The following is a 426-nucleotide window of genomic DNA, read 5'->3' as shown; positions in this document are numbered from 1 at the left end:
AGCGATGGCTGCGGCCCAGCCAAGCTGCGCCACTGGCACGTTGGACTGCTGATTTTCCTGGCTACAGTCACATTCGGTGGATGTCATCTCAACGACCTTGTTTTTGTTGCCAGCAATTTTTGCATAGCCCTGCGCCTGTCGAGTATTCGGTGGATCAGGCGGAAATTTCATCTCCACTACTTGCTTGATGTTGTCCTGAGTTGGTGGCTTGGTCGAATCCTTAACGATCACCACATCGGGCCGGCGAATCATCCCTGTACCGGCCTTGAACGGTGGATGTTCTGGGTCTTCATTCCAGTACTTGTTGATCCAGCCCGGTATCCAGCCATGAGGGCTGGTCCCTGTTTGACTGTCGAGGATTGGCTGTGGTGGACGCTTGGTCATGTCGTAACTGACCTCGGCCCTATACGGACTGCGCCCCTGGAG

The 426-nt window shown here is 54.9% G+C and carries 1 protein-coding gene; it reads right to left on the bottom strand.

Translation table 11 applies throughout. The features are described 5' to 3' along the window. The coding region (locus BHC62_RS04685) for a VRR-NUC domain-containing protein (protein ID WP_143007486.1) at nt 1–384 on the bottom strand (384 nt) is incomplete at its 3' end. Nucleotides 385–426: the final 42 nt, after the last annotated feature.

This window comes from Pseudomonas sp. 06C 126 (assembly GCF_001855215.1).
Classification (GTDB): domain Bacteria; phylum Pseudomonadota; class Gammaproteobacteria; order Pseudomonadales; family Pseudomonadaceae; genus Aquipseudomonas; species Aquipseudomonas proteolytica.
Note: the sequence above shows the minus strand (reverse complement) of the source record. Positions and strands in the feature narration are given on the sequence as shown.